The 26,496-nt window shown below is 29.7% G+C and carries 22 protein-coding genes and 1 pseudogene; 20 read left to right on the forward strand and 3 right to left on the reverse strand.

Going from position 1 to position 26,496, the window contains the following annotated elements; all coding sequences use genetic code 11:
* Positions 1 to 138: 138 nt before the first annotated feature.
* The 5 genes from OCU55_RS06550 (at position 139) to OCU55_RS06570 (ending at position 4,826) form a co-directional block, all read left to right on the forward strand.
* Positions 139 to 285, forward strand: a complete 147-nt coding sequence (locus OCU55_RS06550; RefSeq protein WP_261851527.1) for a hypothetical protein — start codon at positions 139 to 141, stop codon at positions 283 to 285.
* A 446-nt stretch (positions 286 to 731) separates the two neighbouring features.
* Positions 732 to 1,922 carry an MFS transporter gene (locus OCU55_RS06555; RefSeq protein ID WP_261851528.1) on the forward strand — a complete coding sequence of 397 codons (1,191 nt, stop codon included), beginning with the start codon at positions 732 to 734 and terminating at the stop codon, positions 1,920 to 1,922.
* Positions 1,923 to 2,115: 193 nt separating this feature from the next.
* Positions 2,116 to 2,811: an SIMPL domain-containing protein gene (locus OCU55_RS06560; protein ID WP_261851529.1), complete on the forward strand. Its 696-nt coding sequence runs from the start codon at positions 2,116 to 2,118 to the stop codon at positions 2,809 to 2,811.
* 366 nt (positions 2,812 to 3,177) lie between these two features.
* Positions 3,178 to 3,948 carry a SatD family protein gene (locus tag OCU55_RS06565; protein ID WP_261851530.1) on the forward strand — a complete coding sequence of 257 codons (771 nt, stop codon included), beginning with the start codon at positions 3,178 to 3,180 and terminating at the stop codon, positions 3,946 to 3,948.
* Entirely contained in the window at positions 3,948 to 4,826 is an 879-nt protein-coding gene (locus OCU55_RS06570; protein WP_261851531.1) for a DUF3307 domain-containing protein, read from the forward strand. The genes OCU55_RS06565 and OCU55_RS06570 overlap by 1 nt, the downstream gene beginning before the upstream one ends.
* Here the strand turns inward: OCU55_RS06570 and OCU55_RS06575 are convergent.
* The gene (locus OCU55_RS06575) at positions 4,819 to 5,205 is read right to left on the reverse strand and encodes a SatD family protein (RefSeq protein ID WP_261851532.1); all 387 of its coding nucleotides are present in this window, start codon (positions 5,203 to 5,205) and stop codon (positions 4,819 to 4,821) included. The two genes, OCU55_RS06570 and OCU55_RS06575, sit on opposite strands and share 8 nt — an antisense overlap.
* Before the next feature lie 517 nt (positions 5,206 to 5,722).
* Between OCU55_RS06575 and OCU55_RS06580 the strand changes: the two genes are divergently transcribed.
* Positions 5,723 to 6,007, forward strand: coding sequence for a phage holin family protein (locus OCU55_RS06580; protein ID WP_261851533.1), 285 nt, complete (start codon positions 5,723 to 5,725; stop codon positions 6,005 to 6,007).
* Positions 6,008 to 6,026: 19 nt separating this feature from the next.
* Positions 6,027 to 7,283 carry a siderophore synthetase gene (locus OCU55_RS06585; RefSeq protein ID WP_261851534.1) on the forward strand — a complete coding sequence of 419 codons (1,257 nt, stop codon included), beginning with the start codon at positions 6,027 to 6,029 and terminating at the stop codon, positions 7,281 to 7,283.
* Positions 7,284 to 7,473: 190 nt separating this feature from the next.
* On the opposite strand, the gene OCU55_RS06590 is transcribed toward OCU55_RS06585, so the two are convergent.
* Positions 7,474 to 7,791 carry a DUF6483 family protein gene (locus tag OCU55_RS06590; RefSeq protein ID WP_345795587.1) on the reverse strand — a complete coding sequence of 106 codons (318 nt, stop codon included), beginning with the start codon at positions 7,789 to 7,791 and terminating at the stop codon, positions 7,474 to 7,476.
* Between the two features lie 135 nt (positions 7,792 to 7,926).
* On the opposite strand from OCU55_RS06590, the gene OCU55_RS06595 reads away from it, so the two are divergent.
* The 4 genes and pseudogenes from OCU55_RS06595 to OCU55_RS06610 all read left to right on the forward strand — a co-directional run bounded on the left by OCU55_RS06595 (position 7,927) and on the right by OCU55_RS06610 (position 10,686).
* Positions 7,927 to 8,592, forward strand: a complete 666-nt coding sequence (locus OCU55_RS06595; RefSeq protein WP_261851536.1) for an amino acid ABC transporter permease — start codon at positions 7,927 to 7,929, stop codon at positions 8,590 to 8,592.
* Positions 8,573 to 8,965: pseudogene (locus OCU55_RS06600) on the forward strand (ABC transporter permease subunit); the annotation flags it as partial. The gene OCU55_RS06595 and the pseudogene OCU55_RS06600, both read left to right, overlap by 20 nt.
* Positions 8,966 to 9,632: 667 nt before the next feature.
* A complete protein-coding gene (gene idi, locus OCU55_RS06605) occupies positions 9,633 to 10,163 on the forward strand; it encodes an isopentenyl-diphosphate Delta-isomerase (RefSeq protein WP_261851537.1) in 531 nt (176 codons plus the stop codon).
* Between the two features lie 322 nt (positions 10,164 to 10,485).
* Positions 10,486 to 10,686 (forward strand): cold-shock protein, encoded by a 201-nt coding sequence (locus OCU55_RS06610; RefSeq protein ID WP_200267163.1) that lies wholly within the window; start codon positions 10,486 to 10,488, stop codon positions 10,684 to 10,686.
* 220 nt (positions 10,687 to 10,906) lie between these two features.
* On the opposite strand, the gene OCU55_RS06615 is transcribed toward OCU55_RS06610, so the two are convergent.
* On the reverse strand, positions 10,907 to 11,782 hold the full coding sequence (locus tag OCU55_RS06615; protein ID WP_261851538.1) for a CehA/McbA family metallohydrolase domain-containing protein: 876 nt from the start codon (positions 11,780 to 11,782) through the stop codon (positions 10,907 to 10,909).
* 488 nt (positions 11,783 to 12,270) lie between these two features.
* Here OCU55_RS06615 and xylA point away from each other — a divergent pair, with 488 nt between their 5' ends.
* The 9 genes from xylA to yicI all read left to right on the forward strand — a co-directional run bounded on the left by xylA (position 12,271) and on the right by yicI (position 26,411).
* Positions 12,271 to 13,593: a xylose isomerase gene (gene xylA / locus OCU55_RS06620; RefSeq protein ID WP_261851539.1), complete on the forward strand. Its 1,323-nt coding sequence runs from the start codon at positions 12,271 to 12,273 to the stop codon at positions 13,591 to 13,593.
* A gap of 606 nt (positions 13,594 to 14,199) precedes the next feature.
* Entirely contained in the window at positions 14,200 to 15,393 is a 1,194-nt protein-coding gene (locus tag OCU55_RS06625) for an ROK family transcriptional regulator (protein WP_261851540.1), read from the forward strand.
* 11 nt (positions 15,394 to 15,404) lie between these two features.
* A complete protein-coding gene (locus tag OCU55_RS06630) occupies positions 15,405 to 16,112 on the forward strand; it encodes a DUF624 domain-containing protein (protein WP_261851541.1) in 708 nt (235 codons plus the stop codon).
* Between the two features lie 13 nt (positions 16,113 to 16,125).
* Positions 16,126 to 17,898 carry a sensor histidine kinase gene (locus OCU55_RS06635; protein ID WP_261851542.1) on the forward strand — a complete coding sequence of 591 codons (1,773 nt, stop codon included), beginning with the start codon at positions 16,126 to 16,128 and terminating at the stop codon, positions 17,896 to 17,898.
* 109 nt (positions 17,899 to 18,007) lie between these two features.
* Positions 18,008 to 19,651 carry a response regulator gene (locus OCU55_RS06640; protein ID WP_261851543.1) on the forward strand — a complete coding sequence of 548 codons (1,644 nt, stop codon included), beginning with the start codon at positions 18,008 to 18,010 and terminating at the stop codon, positions 19,649 to 19,651.
* 395 nt (positions 19,652 to 20,046) lie between these two features.
* A complete protein-coding gene (locus OCU55_RS06645) occupies positions 20,047 to 20,997 on the forward strand; it encodes an ABC transporter permease (RefSeq protein WP_261851544.1) in 951 nt (316 codons plus the stop codon).
* Positions 20,998 to 21,028: 31 nt separating this feature from the next.
* Complete coding sequence (locus OCU55_RS06650; RefSeq protein WP_261851545.1) at positions 21,029 to 21,931, forward strand: carbohydrate ABC transporter permease; 903 nt, start codon at positions 21,029 to 21,031, stop codon at positions 21,929 to 21,931.
* A gap of 129 nt (positions 21,932 to 22,060) precedes the next feature.
* Positions 22,061 to 23,785: an extracellular solute-binding protein gene (locus OCU55_RS06655; protein ID WP_261851546.1), complete on the forward strand. Its 1,725-nt coding sequence runs from the start codon at positions 22,061 to 22,063 to the stop codon at positions 23,783 to 23,785.
* 307 nt (positions 23,786 to 24,092) lie between these two features.
* Positions 24,093 to 26,411, forward strand: a complete 2,319-nt coding sequence (gene yicI, locus OCU55_RS06660) for an alpha-xylosidase (RefSeq protein WP_261851547.1) — start codon at positions 24,093 to 24,095, stop codon at positions 26,409 to 26,411.
* Positions 26,412 to 26,496: the final 85 nt, after the last annotated feature.

Consider the following 26,496-nt stretch of genomic DNA (forward strand, 5'->3'; position numbering starts at 1 on the left):
TTATTCATATTCTTCTAGATTAGGATTATTTTTTCCTTAGAATCATAAAATGGTTAATTTAAATAAAGAATTATGTTTACTGACTGCAATGCACATGGTAAAATTAGTATATATTTTTATGAACTGGAGGTGAAAGATATGGTGTATTTCTTTTTAGAAAATACTATTTTAGATAGATTGCCTTTGTCATTATCTGGAATAACAAATGCTGATTTTGGGTTAAAGGGACAAGTCTGCCCAAAATTGAATATTGTGATTAAAAGGAATGCTGTATCTTTGCCATAAAATAAATTTTAGTTTTACTCAGGCGAGATTAGTTGCCTGGGTTTTTTCATGTTTAAATTTGATTTTAATTATCAAATACCAAATTTGATTGATAAAAGATTTTAAACTATTAGACTTTCTAGTATTTTAGGTCTTATAATTACGAAATCTCCCTGGCAAGAAATTGCTTAAGGGAGATTTTTACGTTTATATAAGAATAACTTGCTTCTTCAGTGAGCTTTTTTAATGCATCTGCCTTTCTGAGTGAATATGAGGAAAACTTGGAAGGTGAATAAGTTTTGTTTTTTTACTGTATAGCATAAGAAACTTTTAAAACTATTGAAATATCTAGGCTTAGCTAGATTGAAAATTTTATGTTTTTCTTTACAGTAAAAAACAGTTAATTATATTAAATGAAACTGTGAATTTCAAATTAAAATAACTAGGTGATTTTAGGAGGAATTAATATGAATTATAAAAATAGATTAAGAAAAAATATTGGAAAGAATTATTTGTTTATGCTTTTAAATAACTTTAGTTTTACTAATGGCATATGGATGATTTACTTAGCCTCAAAAGGATTAACGTTAACAGAGCTTGGCTTAATAGAAGGTATATTTCACATTACTTCATTTTTTATGGAGATACCAACTGGTGCAATTGCTGATATATGGGGGAGAAAAGTAAGTAGAATATGCGGACGTATGGTGTCTTTATTATCATCTATAATAATGTTATTCTCAAATAGCTTTCTTGAGTTTACGATGGCATTTATAATTTCCGCAATATCATACAATTTAGAATCAGGGGCAGGTGACGCACTGGTATATGATTCTTTAAAAGAAATTGATGAAGATAAAAAATATATGAAGATTTCTGGTTTCAATGAACTTATAATGCAAGTGGCCAGTACTGTTGGATTAATAGCAGGTGGGTATTTATCAAAATACAATTATAAATACGCATATATAGCTGCTATAATAATAGGCCTAATTAATTTTATACACTGTTTTTCATTCACAGAGCCTAATATTGAAATGAAAACTGAGCATAAAAGCTTAAAAGCTATAAAAGATCAAGTTGTTGAAAGTTATAAAATAATAGTTTCAAATAAGGGAGTAGGCTTTCTTTTGATTTTTTCTCAAGCTATTTTCATGTTTAATACAAGTATTTTCTTTTATTTTCAAAACTATTTATTAGGTAATGGTATATCACAGGATATAATAGGAATTATTTTAGCTCTATCATCTTTAGGATCAGCAATAGTTGGTGCAAATGGATATAGAATTGAGAGAAAAATTGGTCAAGTAGGCATAATTGCTGTGGTACCTATTCTTATATCTTTATGCATATGGGGAGCTGCTTTAAGTAAGTATTATTATATATTTTTCATAGCTGTAAGTTCTATGGAGTCACTTATATATGTAGTAGTAGGAGATTACATTAATAAACTTATACCATCAGAAAAAAGAGCCACTATCCTGTCAATGGGAAGTATGATCTTTAGTGCATATATGATTATAATTTTTCCGTTGATAGGGAAAATAGGTGATATGTATTCACTAAAAACCTCTTTTCAAGTCATTGCTCTTATAGCTACAGTAATGTCTATAGTTAGTTTTACTATTTTTAGCCGTGTTAATAAGAGGTATGAGTAGTATATAAAATCAAAAGAATAATGATTAACATTGAAAAGTGGTGAATAATAGTAATTTCTAATTTTTTAGGATATATCCTAAAAAACTATTTGCTACTTAAATTGAACTCTTTGGAGGAAAATGCATATATATAAAAAGATAAAGGTAAGTATAATGAATCTTTACTTACTCAGTAATTTTAGAAGGTGAAAAAATGTATCCAGATGGATATGGCAATGCATTTTCTAGTAGACATAATTATTTAAAAGGATTTGATGGTAACGAGGTTTTCAGCAATATACTTAAGGTTATAGGAAACGGAGTTATAAAGGTTAGACCTGATATTGCAGAAATAACACTTGGAGTTATCACTGAAAATGAAAGCCTGAAGACAGCACAAAAAGAAAATGCGGAGATTACAATAGCGGTTTTAGATGCTTTAAAGAATAGTGGAGTAGCTACAAAAGATATACAAACGGAAAACTACACAATAAACACTAAATATGACTATGTAGATGGTAAACAAATTTTTAAAGGTTATGAAGTGAGAAACTTTTTAAGAGTAATAATTAGAGAAGTAAGTAGAGTTGGAATAACAATTGATTCAGCAGTGGAAAGCGGAGTAAACAATGTTGGAAACATAAGTTTTACTATACAAAACCCATCTAAGTACTATTCTGAAGCCTTAAGATTGGCAGTTGAGGATGCTCAGAAAAAAGCAGTTGTTATAACCAGTAAACTTAACGTAAAGATATATGAAGTCCCTATAAGGGTAGTAGAATTAACTAACGAGGGTCAAGGACCAAGACCAATGGATTTTAAAACTAACATTGCTGCGACTACACCTATTGAAGCAGGTGAAAACGCAGTATCTGCATCAGTTGAAGCAGTTTTCCTATATGCTGAATAGTATTTTTAAAAAGAAAATTTATTATAAAATTAGTGTCAGGTAATCAGTAGAAATATGTGCTGTTTACCTGATTTTTTACTGTGTAAATTTAAAGATATAATATAAAAAGGTAAGTATGACATATATATTGATAAGCATGTGTAACAGACTTAAAACATAGTAAAGAATAAAAAAGAAGAATGTGGAAGGTATTGTCTAATATATCCATAAGTAGGTATAATTATAAATATAACTTAAGGATACGGAAATATGTAACATGTTAAATACAAAGGAATTTTTAAGAACCTACTTTGTTACGATTAAGAATTGAAAGCCATGGCTTAATTCTTAGTGGCATATTTATGTATAGAAAGGGTGACTTATTGTATGAATATATATAGCGTTATAAACATGGATATTGTGGGGTCGAGAGAAATTGAAGGTAGAGCTGCAGTACAAGAAGAACTTAAGCAATATTTTAGGCAGTTATATATTGAAAACAGACATATACTAGTAGCACCTATTACATTTACTTTAGGAGATGAATGGCAGATTGTTTTAAGGGATGTAAAGGAAAGTTATAATATGTTCTTAAAGATAAAAGATTTTCTTTTATACCGAAATATTAATTGCTATTGTGGAGTTGGGATAGGTTCAATAAGTACCGAAGAATCTGAAGATACTAGAGAAATGGATGGAAAAGCGTTTATATATGCAAGGAAAGCTCTTATATGTGCCAAAGAGACAAATACCTTTTACAATAAAATGCTATATACAAAAGATTGTAAGGTGATTTTTATAGGAGATTCCGTAAAGATTAGTAACTCAAGAAGTGATGAAAAAATTTCATCAGAGCAGCAGTTAGAAGTTGCAGTTACTTCAAATGATGATGATTTTGATATAATTGAAACTCTAAATGCTATAATTCAGAATAACGAAATTCTACAACTAAACATGACAGAAAAACAAAGGGAAGTTATTAGTTTATATGAATCTTTAGGATCATATGGAGAAATTGAGAGGAAACACCCAAGGTATACTAAATCAAGTATTTCACGTAAGCTTTCAGCTGCGAATTATTTTTTAGTAGAACATAATAGAAATATCATCAAAGGTCTTTTATCAGAATATTGTAAAATGGTGAAGGAGCAAAACTAATGGATATAGAACTCTTGTTAATTGCTGTACTCAGTCATAATATTTTTGATTTTATTTTACAAATTAAATTTTTCCGGTGTTATAGATTTCCTGTATGCAAAGGTGATGGTAAAGATCTAAAGCGTAAGAAAAACATATATAAGACTGTAAAAGGTAATTTAATGCATACATGTAGCCATTTCCTAGGACTTTGTATAATTGTATTTATCATAAATTCAATAAAAAGTAATCCTGTAATTTTTCCTATGAGTAAAATAATCATAATTTGTATAGCTCATTTCTTTATAGATCAGCTTAAATCATTGGCTTATCTATTCAGGACAAGCACTCAAAATAACATATGGGTGTTTTTATTTGATCAGCTTCTGCATCTTATAGTAATTTCATTTGTAAGTTTTAATTGTGATATAGCATACTTTATTAGTCAGTTAAAGATTAAACTTTTGAATTACCCACAGAGTTTTAATTTCACCGAGAAAGTCTTGCTTACTTCCATAATATTTATTGTGTCTACCTGGGCAGTAGGTATATTTATTAAGGTGTTTATAAACTATATAAGTTCTGAAGTAAATAAGATAAATATAACAGAAAATATAGGAAAGAATATTATTGGTTATAATGGAAGTATTATAAAAATTGCATCTTCAGAAGCTAAAAATGGGGGATATTTAATAGGCATACTAGAAAGAATACTGATATTGATAAGTATAGCTATGAATTATCCTGTAATGATAGGCTTTGTACTTACAGCTAAATCTGTAGCAAGGCTAAAGAAACTATCTAATGACAGTTTTGCAGAATACTTTATTATTGGTACTTTCTTTAGCTTTATAGCTGCTGTATTAGGAGGAATTATTATAAGAAGTTTATTTAATTAACTAAAATAACTAAAGAACAGTGGTTTTTCTTTGCATATTTTATCGCTTTTCTAGCAAGGTGAAAAGAAGGACCGTCTAATTGATTAACTGTAAGCTCAAAATTATTGATAGTAATTTCACCGATGCCTATACCAGTATAGAAGTCTAGGTATTCAGGCAAGTTTTCTCTAAAAAAGCTTATTATCTTATCATAAGGAGCATCCTTATGTAATAATCCTTCCCACTCATCGCCAAGAGTTATTAGAAATGGCGAAATAATTATATCATCAAAAGTTGAATTACATTTTTTTAATGCATTTATAAGTAATTTCTGAACTTCATATCTATTTTCTATACTTTTAGAATCCTTTAAATCAAAAATCATTGTAATATAGCACATATTTCCTCCTATCGAGTATATTGTAAAAAAGAAACTCTCGCACAGTTGATGTTTTGATAGCAACCTTACAAGAGTTGTAATTTTTATATTAACTTGAAAGTACAATAATCTCACACTGCATTATATGAATTTCTGACGATTTGGTACCAAATAAGTACGTGGTGTAGAGTGAAAATTTATAAAACATATATACTTAGTGTAAGGATTACAAGTTGTTCTGAAATAGAGAGGTGTATAAATAATGTAACTGATTCGGCTAATGTTGTTTATTTATACAATATATGGTAGTATGAGTTTAAAGAGAAAAAAATATTGGTTAAATAGCACTTTTTAATGATTAATTTAATGTGAAAATAATTTATAGAAGATGATATGGATGCACCCACTTCATGACAAAAGTATATTTTCAAATTCTCCTCTCAGAACTAATATAAGTTTTGATAATAGTTCTAAGATTGAAGTGGTACATCTTTAATTAAATATTGAAATCGTATATTTTATTAAAGGAGGGAATAAAATGGACATTGAAAAATTTGTTCCTGAACAGTTGATGATTTTGGTGGCAGCATTATATGTCATTGGAATGTGCTTAAAAGCTACACCTAAAGTGCAGGATTGGTTGATACCGTGGATACTAATTGTGATTGGAATAATTGGATCAATAGCATTGCAACAAGGCTTTACTGCGTTAGCGTTTTTTCAAGGCATAGTTTCTGCTGGATTAGCAGTTCTTAGTAATCAACTAGTGAAGCAAACTTTAAATAGGGATGATTCTAGCAAAAATAGTAATGATAAAGTGTAGAAAGTAAGGCGAATTTGTTATGAGGTTTAAATCAGAAGCTTTTGATGTATTTCAATTTTTATCAGAAGAGTATAAATATAATGACCATCAGCTTCATTGCGTATTACAATTTAAAGGGAAAGTAGAAGAAAAGATTTTAGAAAGAGCAATTAATTTGAGTTTTAAGGCAATACCAATACTCTCTAGCAAATATGTAGAGGATACAAAGAGGCCTTATTGGGAGAGTTGTGATTTCAAAGAAGTCAACGATTATTTGATAGTTACCAAGGATAAAAGTAGTTTTGATGATTTTATTGTTATACCTACTAATGAGTTTAATGGTCCACAAGTGAGATTTTGTTTATACGGCGGCACTATTTGTATGTTAGCCGTAATAATGAATCATATGATTTGTGATGCCGCTGGATTTAAACAGTATATATATTTATTAAGTGACTTATATTCAAAATTATATAAAGACAATAACTATGTTCTAGACAAAAAAATAAATGGCACAAGGAGCATTAATATAATTACTGATAACATTTCTAGTTTTACAAAAATGAAAATATTGACCTCAAGAAAGATAGTAAGTAATAAAACTGGTCATCTAAAGTTTCCTATTAGCCATAACTCTGATAAAAAACCTTTCATTAAAAAATATATAATTTCAAAAGATAGATATATTAAAATTAAAGATTACTGTCAGAAAAATAATTTTACCATAAATGATGTTTTTTTGGCTGCGTATTATAGGGTTATGTTTAATATACTGAAGGTAAAGCACAATGATAAATTAAATATAGCAATAATGATTGATATGAGAAGACATCTAAAGAATAAAACTATTGACTCGCTTTGTAATCTTGCATCATCTGTTGTTACAGGAATTGAATATTGTGAAAAAGATAATTTTTTTGAAACAGCCTGTAAAGTGAAAAATGATGTGGATTTAAAGAAAAATAGTTATTTTGGAATGAAAGGTTTCTTGGAAATAGAGTTAGCTTTCAAGATTTTAAGTTATAAGACTATAAAGAAACTCTTAAAAAAGCACTTTAATAACCCGGTGATAGGAATGACGAATATAGGTATATTAGATAAGCGGAAGCTTAAGTTTGGTAACACAGAAGTTGAACAAGCTTTTATGTGTGGATCGATAAAGTATGCACCTTATTTTCAGTTGGCTTTAAGCAGTTTTGATGATACAGTTACTTTAACTGTGAATCTTTTTGGAGATATGAATGATCAAGTAACAGTAAATGATTTTTTACTACAGATTGTAGATGAACTTCCATAAATATGATTAGGTAACAGTATTAAGTTTAGACATAGACTAAATACTGTAATTAAAGAATTATAATAGAGTTTTATATGATAGTAATAGAAATTTTTAAGATATGAAAAGAATATATAAAATTATTAAAGCCTCTAAAAAACATTACTGTTTTTTAGAGGCTTTAAGTGACTAAAGATATTATTAATTAAAGTTAATCAAAATTTAGTGAGTTAATATCATTTAGCCCCTGATAAACTTCTTCTCTAGAAAAGTTGTTTTTAATTAGGTCCTCGTCGCTTTTTTCTAAAAGCATGTTATAAAATTTAATACCAACATCTTGTATTGATTTAGTCTTATTTTTCTCTAGCTCTTCAAAGAGAAGATTCTCAGCTTTATTATATTCACCTTCATAAACCATGCGTTTTAACAACAATTGGAGTAAATCAGTAGACCCAATATTGTTTAGGTCTGAGTTATCCATAGCTTTTGCCTGTTTTTCATCATCTTTTTTTGATCTTAAAAATCCCATAAAAACACCGCCATCTATTTTATTAAATATTATAGACAATATTTTATCATAAATCAATTTTCTTACGAAGTGTTTCATATAAAGATGAAACACTTTAATCTGAAAATATAAGTTTTACTATGAAGTGGTATATCCATGAATATTAATTGGCAATTTATAACAAGTAACTTGTCTTTATACGAAAAAGCAGCATGGCTTACACTTAAGCTAGCTTTTTGGGGTATATTGGCATCTATTATAATCGGACTTATCTGTTCTGTAATACTTTATTATAAAGTTAAAGTACTAGATATGATTGTACGAGCTTATGTAGAATTATCTCGTAATACTACTTTGCTAATACAATTATTTTTCTTATATTACGGGTTAACTAAATTGGGAGTAACGTTAAGTGGAACAGCATGTGCAATTATAGGACTGTCCTTTCTTGGTGGAAGTTATATGGCTGAAGCTTTTAGAGGTGGGATAGAAGCTGTTAGTAAAACACAAATAGAATCTGGTCTTAGTATAGGGCTTACAAAATCTCAATTGGCTAGATATGTAATACTGCTTCAAGCCTATTCGGTAAGTGTACCTGCTATTGGAGCTAACTGTATATTTCTTTTAAAAGAAACTTCAATATTTAGTGCTATAGCAATAGTGGACTTGATGAATGTTACAAAGGATTTAATAGGACTTTATTATCAGACATTTGAATCATTATTTATGTTAGTAGTATCGTATTTAATAATATTATTGCCTCTGTCCCTTCTTTTGACATGGCTAGAAAGGAAGGTAAGATATGCAGAATTCGGTAATTAGTGCTATTTTTGAAGGAAACAATTTTATAAGACTTTTGGGTGGATTGCTAGTAACAGCTAGAATAGCATTTATCTCAATAATAATTGGATCGGCTTTGGGTATTGTTTTGGGATTACTTAGAACTACTAAGTATAAGGCGATAAGATTTGTTTTGAGACTATATTTAGAGATATTTAGAATAATATCAACATTAGTGTGGTTGTTTATACTTCACTTTGGAGTTACTGCAGCTCTGGATATACAGATAGATGGCGAAGTGGTATCTATAATAGTTTTTAGTTTATGGGGTGCTGCTGAGATGAGTGATATAGTAAGAGGAGCTTTGGAATCTTTGCCTAAACATCAATTAGAATCAGGAAAAGCATTAGGGTTAATCATCCGACGCTCTTTAGATGAACAACTCTATGATTGAATTTATATTTTTAGGAGTAGAGTTGTTCATCCTTAATGAGCTTACGCAAAGAATTAATATGATTTTGTCATATTCCATGGCTAAAACTGTAAACTCACTACGTTCGAACAGTACAGTTTTACTTTTTAATAATCAATACTTTTTATAAATCTTTCATATCTTAAATTTAAGAAAATAAAAAGGTTATTTGATTAAAAAGTAAAAAGTAAAAATATATCGCCTGCCAGAATTTCTTCACATACGTTCAGAAAAGGCAGATGCTTAAAAAAATCACTAATAAAGAACGATTAGCGATTTTTTAGATCCATTCCATCTGAAAAAATCATTTAATTCTAGTTTCTCGCTCATATAGCGTCTCCTTTATAACCAATCAATTTCAACAATAGTCTTAAACATAGCCGAAATAAAAAATAAATGGGAAATAGTATTTATAAATTATAATATGAAGTAGTTTATCTATAATAATACATTTCAAATAATTACATTATAAAGTAGTGAGAGTGTTTATGAAATTTAAATAGCTTGAAAGGACAATAGTTGTTATTCTATAATTAATGGATAATATAGATAAATCAGTTCCAAATCAACATATAATATATTTAAAATCAAAATGGAGGTGGGACACATATTGGAGAATATTGCAGTTGTGAATAGCAACGATGAGATAGTAGGATATAAAGAAAAAATGTTAGTACATGAGGAAGGTATATTGCATAGAGCTTTTTCAGTATTACTTTTTAATTCAAAAAATGAAATGCTGTTGCAGAGAAGGAGTTTTTCAAAATATCACTCACCAGGAGAATGGACTAATGCTTGTTGCAGCCATCAGAAAGAGAATGAAACTATTAAAGAAGCTGCTATTAGAAGACTTTATGAAGAACTAGGAATTAATGATGCTGTAATTGAAGAAGAATTTGTTTTTCATTATAAATGCCAATTTGATAACAAATTATGGGAAAATGAAATTGATCATGTTTTTATTGGTAGATATGATAACAATGTTGAATATTTTAACCTAGATGAAGTGCACGAAGTTAGATGGATTTCAGTGTCAGAGCTATTAAAATTAATTAAAGAAAAACCTGAAGAGTTCACTTACTGGTTTAAAATTCTAATTAGTAAAGCAGAAGAGTTGAAAAAATTGTACATTAATTATTAATTAAATTAATAATTAATGTATAATTCTTCTACATATTGAGGCATAATAATCAATGTAATGTAGCATCTTCTTATAAGTTTTATTCTTTGTAGTTTTAAAATATTTAAGTTACGAAATTATAACTTTAGAAGATTTATACACTAATAACCAAAATGAACTCTTCTGAAAGCTAATTAGAAATCAAGGTAACCTAGTACATAGTAAAGAAATAATGGATTAAAATGCAAATTATCATCCATAAGGAATGGCTGGTTACATCGGAATTTTATTAGTGAAATGTTCCAGAGAGTTTAAAAAAATAAAATTTCGGAGGTTCAAAATTATGAATGGTACAGTTAAATGGTTTAATCCAGAAAAAGGATTTGGATTCATCACAGGAGATGATGGAAAAGATGTGTTTGCACACTTTTCACAAATAAATGCTGAAGGCTACAAATCTCTTGAAGAAGGCCAAAAAGTATCTTTTGACGTTGCTCAAGGTCCAAAAGGCCCACAAGCAGAAAACATTACCCTAGCTAGATAGATAGCGGAAATCCCCTTAAAGTGTGTACTTTAAGGGGATTTTAGTAATAACTTATATTGAAGTTTTACAAATAAAGAAATAGAAATTTCCAAAAATCTAAATGATAATTTAATTCCATATGTAGTTAATAAAACTATCAACTTAGTTTTATAGTGTAGACCTAGGATATACATAATATTATGAAAAAGTATATTCATAGCTTTTATTTTTTGTGATTTAGTTATTTAATCCAAAATGGTTGAGTCCAAGCCATGCAACCATCTTCTCTATTAATTTCAACCCGTACATATTTCTCATTCCCTAATACAGTAAATTCAGCTTCATGACCATAAACTTCTTTTAGAACTTCGCCTCCATAACCTATAAATTTGAAAACTACTGGGAGGTTATGATGCTTAAGTTCCAGATTTAGTCTATTGTCAACGGCTTCGATTTTATTTAAGAAAATTCCAGTAGAACTATAGAAACTTCCTTTTCTCAAAGATTCCATTATTGATGTAGAACTTTTTTCTTCACATAAAGCCATATTAAAAGCACAGCCACAACGTTGGAATACATGCATATCATCGTTTGCGAATCCGAATACTTTTTTACCATTTGATAAAAGATTGTCCCATAAATCGGTAGCTAAAGATCTTCCCTTATTGTCAAATTTAACATTATTATTATAAATTTCTAATCCAGTATATCCATTAAGCTGTAGTAATTTTTCTATAGGCCAATAATTATCCTCATAAACATGAGGATGGCATATTATATTTAATCCGCCTTGATCATTTACTGTATTAAAGAGCTGTTGATGATTATCATAATTTCGTTCATCGTCACAGTAACTTTTAATATTTATACCGAGAGTTTGATAATCTCTATATTTATATTCAGTTCCAGGGAAAACAATTATATCTTCGTAACTTTCATTAAGTTCTGTTAGCATACAGTGATCTGTAATAGCCAAGAAATCATATTTCATTTTATAAGATTTGTACATATCTATTACTGTCTCTAAAGAGTAGTGACCACATTTACTGTTTTCAGTATGAGTATGTAAGTTTCCTTTAAGCCACACCCCAGTAGACAGGTAAGGATTAATTATCATAAGTTTACCTCCTGATGAGTCTATATTTTGAAATATACTATTCAAGTTTAAAAACTTGAATATATATGGATGTACCACTTCGTAATAAAACTTATTATTTTTAAATTCTCTCACCAGAAACTGTGAGAGTTTTAAAAATAGATTTCGGTTCGAAGCAGCACATCTATAGATAAACCAGTTCTAAATAGAATTTATAAATCAAGTTAGATACCATTAATAGTTAAATTAGTATCTAATAAATTTTAATGTATAGAACTGGTACAACCATAGTATAACTTTATTATATATCACTAAAAATAATTAGTAAAATTAATGGGAGATAATATATAATGTCATATTTCTCTTAAGTTAAACTAATATTTGAAAATTAAAAAACTTATTAAAACTACTTTATAAAACCACTTGAAAAAGTTTTTTTACAATGATATACTTTAGTAAAAGATTGGTAATATAAATAATAAATAAAATGGGAATGAGAGGTTAGAAGAATGAGAGAGTATTTTCCAAACATATCTAAGATAGCATTTGAAGGTCCAAAGTCAACAAACCCATATTCATTTAAATACTACGATCCTGAGGAAGTAGTAGGAAATAAAAAAATGAAGGAACATTTAAGATTTGCAGTATCATATTGGCATACATTAACTGCAAATGGATCAGATCCTTTTGGTGTCGGAACTATGCTTCGTCCTTGGGACAATGTAAACGATTCTATGGAACTTGCTAAAGCAAGAATGGAAGCTGCTTTTGAATTAATGGATAAGCTAAATATTGAATATTTTTGTTTTCATGATAGGGATATTGCGCCAGAAGGAAATAGCCTAGCTGAGACTAATGAAAACTTAGACAAGTTAGTGGCTTATTGCAAAGAATTAATGAAGAAATATAATAAAAAATTGTTATGGGGAACTGCTAATTGTTTCTCTAATCCAAGATATGTACATGGAGCAGGTACTTCATGTAATGCAGATGTTTTTGCATATACAGCTGCTCAAATTAAAAAAGCTATTGAGGTAACAAAAGAATTAGGTGGAGAAAATTATGTTTTCTGGGGTGGAAGAGAAGGTTATGAAACTCTTCTAAATACTGACATGGAATTAGAGCTTGATAACTTTGCTAGACTTCTTCAAATGGCTGTAGATTATGCTAAAGAAATAGGATTCACTGGACAATTTTTAATTGAACCAAAGCCAATGGAACCAACAAAGCACCAATATGATTTTGACACAGCTACGGTATTAGCATTCTTAAGAAAATATAAATTAGATAAATATTTTAAGATAAATATTGAAGCAAACCATGCAACTTTAGCTGGTCATACTTTCCAGCATGAACTGCATGTAGCAAGAATAAATGATGTGCTTGGAAGTGTAGATGCAAATCAAGGAGATCCTAATTTGGGATGGGATACAGATCAATTTCCTACTAATGTTTATGACACAACTCTAGCTATGTATGAGATACTTAAGAATAACGGTATTGCACCTGGTGGTTTAAATTTTGATGCTAAGGTAAGAAGAGCATCTTTCGAACCAGAAGATCTATTTTTAGCTTATATAGCTGGAATGGATACTTTTGCAAAAGGGTTAAGAGTAGCTCATAAATTATTAGAGGATAAAGTCCTAGAAAATAATATGAAAGAGCGATATGCAAGCTTTGAAGGTGGAATTGGAAAAGATATAGTTGAAGGTAATGTTGGATTCAAGGAATTAGAAAAGTACGCTTTGGAAAATAATAAAATTTCTAATAAATCTGGAAGACAAGAGATGCTTGAGGCTATTGTTAATCAATATATATTTGAAGATAAATAGATTTTCTTGAATATAAATAAGAGATATATTTGAGTAGCGTTTAACTTAAATTAAATCAATTAAAAAGATGTACCACTTCGTATTTAATTTTATATTTTTAAATTTCATCACTTGAACACCAGTGAGTTTTAAAAATAAATGAGGATCGAAGTGGTACATACTATATATAGATAATATGTCAATAAAGCATAAATAGCTAAGAGAACTATCAAATTAGTTTTATAGTATAGAACTGAGATATCTATTTATCTATAATGATATCTCACTATAAGTAGGAAATACTTAGTAGCTGAAACGGAATGGACAATAATGGAATAGGTATTATAGGGGACATTAAAACCTCCCATTGGAAATAGAAATGAATTATGAGTTGTCGTAGTAGTTGAAGTGAAAACGTTATATTTGATATAATTAAGATGATTATTAAGATTATGTAAAAAATTAAACTTTTAGCTACAAATACTTAAAAGTCGAAATTATCTTTGACCAATCTTCTTAGATATATGATGGGAAATGAATAGGAACAAAAAACACTGAACAAAGTCAATTTAGCAATTTTTTATACAAATTAACGTTATATTAAGTGTACAAAGGAATGATAGAGCAATGATGAAATTTAAAAATGTAGATAAAGATACAATAAGAAGTTCAAATATAAAGCTTATAATAAATTTATTATTTGATAAAAGACAACTTACAAAGCAGGAAATATCAAAAGAAACAGGACTTAGTATACCAACAGTAATTAATATTACCAACGAGCTTATTGAAGACGGATTAGTTGAGGAATGTGGAGTCGCTGAATCAAGTGGAGGAAGGAAACCTATAATTGTGAGGTTTATGCCAAATTCCAGATATTCTTTTGGAGTAGAAGTGAATTCTAAATACATAAGAATAATTTTAATTAATCTTGATGCAGTTATTTTGGAAGATGAAAGCATAATGCTTAATGATTTATTTAGACTGAATGAAAGTAACGTAAAAGATATTTTTGATGAAATTTGCAAGATAATTAAAGTTATAATTTTAAAAAGAAATATAAAAGAAGTAAATGTGCTTGGGATAGGATTTTCACTTCCAGGTACAGTGAATGAAGAAAAGCTTTTGTTAGAACTTGCTCCCAATCTTTTTGTTAAGAATATGGATTTTCATTATATAGAAGAAAAGCTTAATATGAAGGTGTATGTAGAAAATGAAGCAAATTCAGCTGCAGTAGCTGAGTTAAGACTCGGAATAGCAAAAGATATGAGAAATCTAGTCTACATATCAGTCAGAGAAGGTGTGGGTACCGGAATTGTTGTAAGTGGATATCTATATAAAGGAAAGAACAAAAGAGCAGGTGAATTTGGACATATGACTGTAGAAAAAAATGGTATCCCGTGTACCTGTGGAAAAAAGGGATGCTGGGAAGTCTATACTTCATCAGAAGTCATTTTGAAAAAATATAATATAGAAGAAAAAAGTCCTATAAAGTCTTTTGATCAATTCTTTAAGTTACTTGATGAAGGAGATTTTAAGGCTACTTCTATTTGGGAAGAATATTTAGATTATTTAGCTGTTGGAATTCAAAATATAATTCTAATAATGGATCCACATTATATTGTAATAGGAGGAGATATAAGTAGTTATGAGAAGTTTCTTATTCCACCTTTAAAAGATAGGATTTTTAAAGATATCAATTTCTTTAGCGAAGATGATTTAAAGTTACTTACTTCAAGATTTAAGGAAGACTCATCCATAATAGGAGCATCAATTTTACCAATTGAAAAACTATTTTTTATAAATGAAAGAATATTATAGTGGAGGCAATTATGAAAGTAAAAAAGGAATTCGGAGAAGGTCCAATATTTATAGCAACAAATTATATATGGTGGTTTTTAGTAGGAAACTTCTATTTTTGGCTCTTGAATATGCCAATGTTATTAGTTGTCCTAGGGATAATATCTACTGTTGGTAGTGACAATACTTTACTGTTTATAATAACGCTTCTACCAATGGCTCCTGCACTAACAGCACTTTTGAGTTCAATGGGTAAGATTATTAGAGAAAAAGACATAAACATGACAAAAGAATTTTTTAAAGCATACAAAACAAATTTTGTTGAGTCAATAATTTTCGGTTTCTTTCAAGTAATTATTCTAGGAGTATTATATTTTGATAGAGCGTACTTTGCAGCTACATCTTCAGCTGCTATTCTTCAGATAGTTATATTAGTGATGGCTATGATTTTCTTAGCAATTATAAACTTCTATATTTTGCCTATAGTTTCTAGGTTCTATTTAAAAAAGATGCAAATAGTGAAGTTGTCTATCTTTTATTTCTTTAGAAGAATACATGTAGCAGCAGCCGCATTAGGAATTTTGTACTTATTATGGACAATCTCACTTAAAGGCGGGTCTATTATTTTACTTTTCTCTGCAAGTATTTTATGTTATATAGTAATGCTATTTCATACTAATACATTAAATGAGATAGAAGCTAGGTTACAACCAGAAGACACCAATGGCTTAGATGCATAGAAGGTGTATAAGTGTGAAAAAGATCATAGATTTTTTTAAAAATTTAAGTGTTAGATTTAAGTTTGCCTTAGTATATTTTTTTATATTACTTATTCAGATTGTGATTTTTGGCCTTTACATGTATGAGCAAACATCAAACTCAACAGTGAAGCAAGGTCAGCTGGTTATGGAGCAAAATCTATTGCAAACCAAAGAGAGTATCCTGCAAAAAAGAAATTCTATAGAAAGTGCTGCAGATATATTGGTTTTAGATAAAAGAATACAAGATTTTTTAGATTATAAATACGAAAATTCTGTTTATCAAATACAAGATTACCAGTTTAACATATCACCTATTGTTGAAAACATATTAAAGCAAAACAGATATATAAATTCTATAAAGATATATATGTCAGAAAATATAGTGACTGAAATGTCAGACAGCTATTATAGTGTAAATAAAGACACTGATTCCAGCAAGTTCTTGGCATTGAATCAAAAAAAACCGTTGGATAATGGTTGGACTAGTACCCATGAAGCAAAGACACGTGCACTTAAGGATAGTACTGGTACAGGTGAACAAGTGTTAACCTACTCTAAGAAGATAATTTCAAGTAATACCTTTAGGGAAACAGGGACTCTTGAAATCGAGGTTAAAGAGAATGTTCTCTTTGATATGCTTAGAGATCCAATAGTAACAAAGCTTGGTAAGATATTTGTTGCAGATGATGATAGTGTAATAGTATCCAACAACATTACAAATTTGTTCAAGAAAGATGTGATTAAGAGTAATTTCTTTGATTTTACACCAAATAAAAGAATTAGTAAGGTTGGTGAAGTATTTAATAAGAAATATATTTTTATTTCAATCCCCATAAGCGAAATAAATTGTAATATACTTGGCATATTTCCAGCTGATAATTTCAACAATGAGATTAAACGTTCCTTTAGAAATATTGAGCTTGTTTTATTATTTTCATCCATTTTTTTAGGGATAATTATATTTTTTACTACAACTGCATTGTTATCAAGGATTAAAGATATGGTTAAAGCAATGAAACAAGTAAGAGATGGAAATCTTAATGTTTCTGTGAATGTAGATTCTACAGATGAATTTGGAGAACTTGGTACTACATTCAATCATATGACTTCTAGAATACATGAATTAGTTGAGACAGTTTATAAAATAGAGCTTATGGAAAAAGAGGCCGAGCTCAAAGCTTTAGAAGCTCAAATAAATCCTCATTTTTTGTATAATACGCTTGCAACAATCACATGGGCAGCCAGAAAGGTAAAGTCGACTCAAATTGAAACGATTTCAAATTCTTTAGCTAAATTTTATAGATTAGTTTTGAGTAAGGGGAATAGAGAAATTACTGTTGCGGAAGAAGTAGAAATGGTAAAGGCTTATCTTCATATTCAGAAAATACGATTTGAAGATAAATTTGATGTAATATATAAAATTGATGAAGCCTCATATTCTAAAAAGATTATAAAAAACATTCTACAGCCTATAGTAGAAAATGCATTAAGCCATGGGATTGAGCCTAAAAGTTCTCATGGAACCATTGTAATAAAAATTAGCTCATTTGAAAGTTTTCTAAGTATAAAAATAATAGATGATGGTGTAGGAATGGACAAAGGTAAGCTGATAAAGGTATTAAATGGTGATGTAGAAAGCTCTAAAGGTAGCGGATATGCAATGAAAAATATCATTCAACGATTGGAAGCATATTCAGGTAGAAAAGAGGTAATTTCTATTTATAGTAGGGAAGGGATTGGAACTGAAGTATTGATTTTGATATAAATATTATATTTTATTCTTTAAAAAATTATGTTTCATATATATATGGATAAGTATGCGTAAAAGCCTTAAAACATGATGTAAGTAGAAATCACTTAATGAGGAGGATCTTATGTTAAGAATGTTAATTGTTGAGGATGAAAGACTAGAAAGAGAAGGTCTTCTTGAATTTTTGGATTGGAATAGTTTTGGAATAGAGGTAGTAGAGACAGCATGCGATGGTATTGAGGGGATAGAATTAGCTAGAAAGATGAGACCAGATATAATTATCACAGATATTAAGATGTCAGGCATGGCAGGATTAGAGATGTCAAAAAATATAAAAGAGTTCCTACCGGAAGTAAAAATCATAATTTTATCTGGATATAATGATTTTAAATTTGCTAAGGAAGCTATAAAGTTTAGAGCGTATGCATATTTATTAAAGCCTGTTGAAGAAAAAGAAATGATAGAAGTGATAAAAGGGGCCACAAATGAATGCATAAAAGCTTATGAAATGGCTTTAGAAGAAAGCAAAAATAAACTTCAGATAGAAGAAAGTTATGGTGTTGCGAGGATACAGTTTATAGCAGATCTTTTCGAGGGAAGAGTAAAGGAAGATGAACTCTACGAGTACTTAAAGTATTTTCATATAAACCTTATAAAGGAAGATAACATATTAGTAATGATTATAAGGCAATCCAAAGCGAATGATTCAGTAATTATAGATGAACAAGATTTATTTGATATAATCAATAGTAATATTGATGAATTTAAGAATAAAAATTATTTTAACGTTGAAAAATCCTTTTTATATAAGGATAGTATTAGAAATCAACTAGTAGCATGCATTTCATTAAACTCCGAAGAGGATTTTGATACTTTGCTATATTATATATCAAATAAATATATTGCAAGAATAAAAAGAGAGAATAATGTTACACTTCAGATTGGTATTGGAAAAAAGGTTGAGACAATTGATGATATACATACATCCTATAACACAGCTTTAGAAGCGATTAAGTTTGGGGAATTTTGGTCAATACAAGGATTAACGTACTACGAAGGTGTAGAAGCTAATTCAAAAAAGTTTGAGGACAGGTTATGTGAATTTGTAGTGAAAGGTAATTATTTTTCTAAAAACTTGGTCAGTGCACTAAGTACTTCTGAAGAAGATAAAGTTTATCAACTCATTAAAGACATGTTTGACTATATAAACAATACTAAATGTACAGATAGAGATCTACTTAACAATTATCTATATAATATAATAAATGAGGTATCTCTCTTTGTTTATAATATAAATAAAAGAACTGAAGAATTTATGCAAGACTACAATGATAGTATCAAAGCTTTTATGAACTTAAATAATATAAATGCTGTTAAAGAATATTTCTATACCTTTTTTGGAAGTGTACTTGCATTTCTAAATGAAAAGAGAGGAAGTAAGGATGAGAGTATTGTGAAAAAGGTTATAAAGCTTATCGATAAAAAATACATGGAATGTATTAGTCTTAAGACAATTGCAGCAGAAGTCTATCTATCGCCTAACTATTTAGGCAATATATTTAAGAAGGTTACTGGAAAAACCTTTAATGTTTATCTATGTGAGTATAGAATGGAAAAGGCTAAAGAGCTTTTAAGTAAGGCTAATAAAAAGGTTTCTAGTGTTGCTCAAGAGGTTGGTATACCAAACACATCATATTTTTGTATGGTATTTAAAAATACATTTGGGATAGCTCCAGGAGAGTTCCATGAAATGGCCATAAGAGGATAGTATAAGATTTTAGTAGATATCAGTGTTTTTAAAATAAACTGATATCTTTTTTTTATGCCAATAGTCATATATATGTGTAGTTAATTGCTCAGAAAGTAGGTCTAAGAAAAAAATATACAAAATAATAAGATAACTTTATAAAGAGTGTTGATTATCAAAAGGAGTGTTGTTTTTTTATATTTACAGTATATTACATAAGTTTTAAGATATAAATATAGCAAATAACTGAAACATAAAAGTCTAATTAATGTAAATGTAATCCTTTTCTAGAGTTGCTTTTAATATAATTATCAGCCCTAGATATAAAAAAAAGCTTAGTAAACGTTTTAAAGTAACTGTAGTTTAAGCAGAAATATAATCAGACTTATATTACTAATTTAAGGGGATAAAAAAATATGATAACGGTTAAAAAAGCTCATAAGACATCAACTCAAAAGAAATTTTCAATTCCTAATAAGTACAAACTGTTTCTGATGGCATTGCCATTCTTACTCTTAACATTTTTCTTTTCATATTTACCACTTCATGGATGGTTATATTCATTTTATGATTATAGACCAGGAATACCATTAAGTAAGTCAGAGTTTGTTGGGCTTAGATGGTTTAAATCAATTTTTTCAAATCCTGTACAGACTAAAGAAGTTTTAAGAGTTATGAAAAACACCATTGCTATAAGCAGTATTAATATTTTAACTTCAGTATTTCCTGTTATTTTTGCAATCTTACTTACAGAGATAAGGAGAGAAAGATTTAAAAAAACAGTACAGGTTTTGACTACAATTCCAAACTTTATAAGCTGGGTTTTGGTTTACTCAGTAGCATTCACATTATTTTCAGTGGATAACGGGCTTATAAATCATTTATTAATTAATCTTCATATTATTAAGACACCTATAAATTTCTTGGCTTCCGACAATCATACATGGTTAAGTATGACACTTTGGAGTATTTGGAAAGGACTTGGATGGGGAGCTATTATGTATCTAGCAGCAATAACTGGTATAGATCAAGAATTATATGATGCAGCAAAGGTTGATGGCTGTGGAAGATTTAAATTGATATGGCATATAACTGTTCCTGGAATTATGCCAACATACTTTGTTCTACTGCTACTATCTATAGCAAACTTTATAAATAATGGTATGGATCAATACTTTGTATTTCAGAATGCAATAAATAAGGAACATATTGAAGTCTTAGATCTTTACGTTTACAACATAGGAATGGTAGGTGCAAACTTCTCATTTTCAACTGCAATAAGTATGTTAAAGTCTATAATAAGCGTGTTCTTATTATTCGTAGCAAATAGCATGTCTAAGTTATTTAGAGGAGAAACAATAATTTAATAGCAATATAGATAAGGAGCGTGGTAAAACAATGAGAACCCATTCAAAGAATTTATCTGATACAATAGTTAATATATTGATTTATATATTTTTTATAGCATTTACCTTAATATGCATATTTCCATTCTATTATTTATTTATAAACACAATAAGTAATAATGATTTAAGTAGTAAAGGGCTCATAAACTTTATCCCTAGAGGAATACATTTTACAAATTATCTACAAGTTCTAAAGATTAGAGGCCTTGGGCAAGCTGCTTTTATTACTCTCAGCAGAACCGTAATAGGAACAGCACTTACAGTATTTGCATCTGCATTTCTAGGTTTCCTATTTACGAAAAAAGAAATGTGGGGAAGGAAGTTCTGGTATAGGTTTGTAATAATAACAATGTATTTTAATGCTGGAATTATGCCTTGGTATATAACAATGATGAATCTAAAGCTTACAAATAACTTTTTGGCTTATGTTTTACCAAGCATTATATCACCATTCAATATTATACTTGTAAAGACTTTTATTGAAGGAATACCAGAATCTCTTCAAGAGGCAGCTGAAATAGATGGAGCAGGACTTTATACAATATTTTTAAAGATAATAATGCCACTTATAAAGCCGATACTTGCGACAATAACTATATTTTCTGCAGTTGGTCAGTGGAACTCTTTCACAGATACACTTTTTCTTGTAACTGATTCAAAATTATTTACTTTGCAATTCGTTCTTTATAAGTATTTAAATGAGGCTTCTTCACTAGCAGCACTTATAAAGAATAGTCAAAGTGGAATAGCAGCCGCAAATATAGCTAATATGCAAACTGCTACGTCTGTAAGAATGACGGTTTCAATGATTGTTGTTATTCCGATATTATTTGTATATCCATATTTCCAAAGACACTTTGTAAAAGGTGTGATGATTGGAGCTGTAAAGGGTTAATATTAAGTTTTTATTATTCTAATTGCTGTTTGAAAGCTTTTATGATTATAGTAACTTAATGAATATCATTAAGTTGAACAGCAATATGGATATTAAGATAAATAGAAACAAATTTAAGGGGGATTAGTAATGAAGAGAGGTTTAAGCAAAACTATGGGAAAAGCAGTAGCTTTAGCTACCGCAATCACTACTATGTCTATTGGTATGGTAGGATGTTCAAATGATACTAAAAAAGATGCAAGTAACAGTGCTCTAGAAAAAATTGATGTTTTCTCTATGAGTGCAAACTTTGCTGGTGAGCAAAGTGGATGGTTTGGGAAGGTTGTAAAAGATAAGTTTGGTTTGGATATGAATATTATTTCTTCAAACCTTCAAGGTGGAGACAGTAAGTTTGCCACAATGATGGCTTCAGGTAACTTAGGAGATATAGTAGTATTCGGTGCCGATGACCAAAAATATAGAGATGCAATAAAAGCAGGTTTATTATTAGACTGGAATAAAGACGGTTTGTTAGATAAGTACGGAACACACATAAAGGAATTCCAAAAGGCTATTGAAAAGAATAAGACAAATTTTGGTGATGGAAAAGCTGTATATGGACTTGGAGCCTCAGTTTCTACAATGCCAGCTACAACTTCTTCTGACGGAACTGAATTGGCTTATGGACCTCATTTACGTTGGGACTTGTATGAAAAATTAGGTAAGCCAACAATAAACACAATGGAAGACTACCTACCACTACTTAAAAAGATGCAAGAAGCAGCTCCTAAGAGTGATTCAGGAAAACCAACCTATGCATTCTCTATGTGGAGTGATTGGGATGGAAATATGATGATGATAGCAAAGCAGTTTGCTTGTATGCACGGATATGATGAACTAGGATTTTTATTAGTTCATGGTAATGAAGAAAAGTATCAAGACATATTAGATCCAAACGGTTACTATTTAAGATCTTTAAAGCTTTATTATAATGCTAATAAGATGGGCTTAGTAGATCCAGACTCAATATCTCAAAAGTATGATGATGCTGCTAACAAAATGAAGGATGGTCAAGTATTATTCTCCTGGTTCCCATTTTACAGCACTGGATATAATACTCAAGAAAGAGTAAATAAAGGACAAGGTTTTAAACTTGTGCCATTCGGAGATGAAATGGATTATTCAAATGGTTTTGCTAACTATGGTAATAGTCAAGTAATAGCAATAGGCTCTAAAGCTAAAAATCCAGAAAAGATAATGAAGTTTATAGATTGGTTATACTCACCAGAAGGTATTATGACAAGTACTAATGGACCTAAAGGCTTAACTTGGGACATAAAGGATGGCAAAACTGTATTAACTGACTTTGGTAAGAAAGTTGTTCCTTCTACAGGATCCGATGTTATTTCTGATCAATACGGTGGCGGAGCATATAAAGATGGTGTAAATGCTCTTAACTTTGTAACAGTAAATGCAAACTCTATAAATCCTGAAACTAAGGAACCTTATAACTGGCAATTATGGTCTTCTACAATTAACGATAATGTATCAACTCTTGATAAAAACTGGAGAGCAGCTATGAATGCTAACAACGATAAAGATTACTTTATTAAAAATAATAAGATTGTTGTAAATCCAGTAACTAATGTTAGTAGTGATGCTATGGATACAGCTACTCAACAAAAATTAGGTCAAATTGCTACAGTTATAAAACAAGATTCTTGGAAGATGATATTTGCTAAGAGTGATGCAGAATACGAAGCACTTCAAAAAGATATGATCGAGAAGTCTAAAGGCTTAGGTTATGACGATGTTGTTAAGTTTGATATAAAGCAAGCAGAAAGAATATTTGCTGCAAGAAAAACTTTAAAGTAGTTTCTATAGGAGAGGGTCTGATAATATATCAGACTCTTTTTTGCTGTTAAGGAAAGGTAGATGCGCAAAAAAAACTCACAAAAGAAGGTCTCTTCAGTTGCTATTTCATTAGTTTAGAAACTAAGTTGATTTTCAAGATAATAGTTGATTTTTAGTATATACATTACAAATCATAGTAATTTATAATGATACTAGGAAAACATTTACATTGTATTAGAAGTTATTTTCAAGTTTTAATTTTTTTTAGGAAAACATACGAATACAAAACATATGAATTAAAATAACTGAATTAGTGAGGTGTAATTATATGAAATTTAGTAATGGGTGCTGGCTTAATAGAGATGGTGTAACAACTTACAGTCCAGCTGAGGCTTATGATGTTAAAGTGAAAGATGATTCAGTAATTGTATATGCTCCATGTAATAATATTAATCATAGAGGTGATACATTAGGAGGACCTGTTATTACTGTAAAATTATCTTCACCTATGGAAGATGTGATAAGGGTTCAATTATATCATTACATGGGAGCTAATAAGAAATCTCCTGAGTTTGAAATACAAAACCAAGGTAATATAGTGAAAATTAGTGAAGATGAGCAAGCAGTAAATCTTACATCTGGAAACTTGAGTGTAAGTGTAGATAAAAATTCTGGTTGGCAAATGAACTTTTTTAATAAAGATAAGAAGTTGACTGGTACTGGTTTTAGAGATATGGCTTATGTTAAAACTAACGATGATGGAGTATTTATGAGAGATCAGCTCAGCCTTTCAGTTGGAGAGCTAGTATATGGTCTTGGTGAAAGATTCACACCATTTGTTAAAAATGGACAGGTAGTAGATATTTGGAATGAGGACGGAGGAACTAGTACAGAACAATCCTATAAAAATATACCGTTCTATATAACAAATAAGGGATATGGAGTATTAGTAAATCATCCTGAAAATGTATCCTTTGAGGTTGGTTCTGAGAAGGTAACAAGAGTTCAGTTTAGTGTTGAAGGCGAATACTTAGAGTATTTTATAATAAATGGACCATCCATGAAAAAGATCTTAGAAAACTATACCACTCTTACAGGAAAACCTGCACTGCCACCAGCTTGGTCTTTTGGATTGTGGCTTACAACTTCCTTTACAACAAACTATTATGAAGCTACAGTAACAAGTTTTGTTGATGGAATGAAGGAAAGAGATATTCCTCTTCATGTATTCCATTTTGATTGTTTCTGGATGAAAGAATTTAATTGGTGTGATTTTAAATGGGATACTAGAGTGTTCCCAGATCCTATAAATATGCTTAAACGATTAAAAGATAAAGGTTTAAAAATATGTGTATGGATCAATCCATATATAGCACAAGCTTCTGAACTTTTTGAAGAGGCAATGGAAAATGGATATTTAATTAAAAAGGCAAACGGAGATGTATGGCAATGGGATATGTGGCAGCCAGCTATGGGAATAGTTGATTTCACTAACCCTAAAGCATGCGAATGGTTCCAAAGCAAATTACAAGCACTTATAGATATGGGAGTAGATAGCTTTAAGACTGATTTTGGAGAAAGAATTCCGACAGATGTAGTTTATTTTGACGGTTCTGATTCCAAGAAGATGCATAACTATTACACTTATTTATATAACAAGGTAGTTTTTGAACTGTTAGAAAAGAATTTCGGAAAAGGCAAGGCAACTTTGTTCGCAAGATCAGCTACAGTAGGAGGACAAAAGTTCCCAGTTCATTGGGGAGGAGATTGCTCTTCTGACTATGAATCTATGGCTGAAAGCTTAAGAGGTGGATTATCACTAACCTTATCAGGGTTTGGGTTCTGGAGTCACGATATTGGAGGCTTTGAAAGTACTTCTACAGCTGATGTTTATAAGAGATGGGCAGCATTTGGACTACTTTCTACTCACAGTCGCTTACATGGAAGTCATTCTTATAGAGTACCTTGGGCTTATGATGAAGAATCCTGTGATGTAGTTAGATTTTTCAGTAAATTAAAATGCAGTTTGATGCCTTATATATTTACTCAAGCAAATAATACTTCACATACTGGAATTCCAATGATGAGAGCAATGATTCTTGAATATCAAGATGATCCAGCAACTCACTATTTAGATAGACAATATATGCTTGGAGATTCTCTTTTAGTTGCGCCAGTCTTCAGCGAAGATGGAACGGTTTCTTACTATCTTCCTAAAGGAACTTGGACTAACTTCATAACCAATGAAACAGTTGAGGGTGGAGTATGGAGAAATGAAAAACATGATTATTTAAGTATTCCTTTAATGGCTAAGGAAAATAGTTTGATTCCAGTAGGAAGTAATGTAAATAAGCCTGATTATGAGTATACAGATGATGTTACGCTACATCTATTTAACCTTAAAGATGGGAAAACTGCAACTGCTAATCTGCTTAATCTAGATAGTCAACTAGAATTTTCAGTAATAGCTAAGCGAGAAAAAGATATTATTACTATTGAAATAGAAGGAGAACACAAACCTTTTAGTATTATTCTTAGAGGAATAAATAGTGTGAGTACAGTTAAAGAAGGCTCAATAGAAAGTGATAATTTAGGTGTAAAAGTTTTAGTAAATAAAGATATAAACAAACTTACAATAAGATTATAGTTTATGAAAAGTGGTACATCTAAATAAATTACATTAAGATTAAAATATAAGCAAACTAGTATAGGTTTGTCTATGGGGGATAGTG

It is taken from the genome of Clostridium folliculivorans, from assembly GCF_024341905.1.
In the GTDB taxonomy this organism is placed as follows: Bacteria; Bacillota; Clostridia; order Clostridiales; family Clostridiaceae; genus Clostridium_AR; species Clostridium_AR folliculivorans.